The 729-nt window shown below is 58.6% G+C and carries 1 protein-coding gene; it reads right to left on the minus strand.

Going from position 1 to position 729, the window contains the following annotated elements:
- Nucleotides 1–640 (minus strand): Clp protease N-terminal domain-containing protein (locus CXQ93_RS20170; RefSeq protein WP_308470647.1); only part of this gene is annotated, 640 nt, incomplete at its 3' end.
- Nucleotides 641–729: the final 89 nt, after the last annotated feature.

The raw sequence follows: 729 nt of genomic DNA on the forward strand, positions 1-729 counted from the left end.
TCGTTTCCTGTCCGCTGTGTTCGACGGAACCGATGCTAGGTTCCCACTCGGGGACGCGTGTCGGGTCTGCGAGGAACTCCCACACCTTTTCTATCGGTGCGGAAACGAACGTCTCCGACGAACCCGAGATCTGCCTCTTCACCTTTTCTGCGGCAGGCCTAGTCTTCTCAGCAGGTGAGTCGAACTGGTCGAGCTGCTTGAGCAGAGCATCGGATGTCGTACCTAGACGGATCAGGATTTCTGCAATCAAACCACTGGGCTCTGTGACCAATTCTCGGAGTACTGCGGCGGCGTCGCCCGTCTTGTTTTTGCCACTGGATTTGGTGATGAGGTCAAGAGCGCGAGGACTCCACTCGTACCCGTCCGTTTCGTGAAACACGATCCGTCCGGCCTCGGGGAATGAGGCCTCGATGCCGAGCGAAGCAAGTTGCGCTTCGCGCTGTTCTTCAACCGCTTGGCGGGCGGCGTCAAGGCCAATACCCATACTGCGAAGCGCGCGTCCGGCGGATTGGTCATTAATAACGAGGGCCAGGAACAGGTGCTCGATGTCTGCTTCCCGAAGGCCTAGCCGAGAGGCTTCCTCCATGGCGGCAAGCGAGAGAGATTGACTTGTCTGAGCAGCGCGAACGAGCTTGTTCATGCGTTCCTCCTGAGAATCGGGATCGTGGGGTCAATTCGTTTGGAGTGCTTCTTGTGAGCGGCCTGCCGTGTCACCCCAAGCGCGTCAGC

The sequence above is a fragment of the Arthrobacter sp. N199823 genome, assembly GCF_002929705.1.
Taxonomy (GTDB): Bacteria; Actinomycetota; Actinomycetes; order Actinomycetales; family Micrococcaceae; genus Specibacter.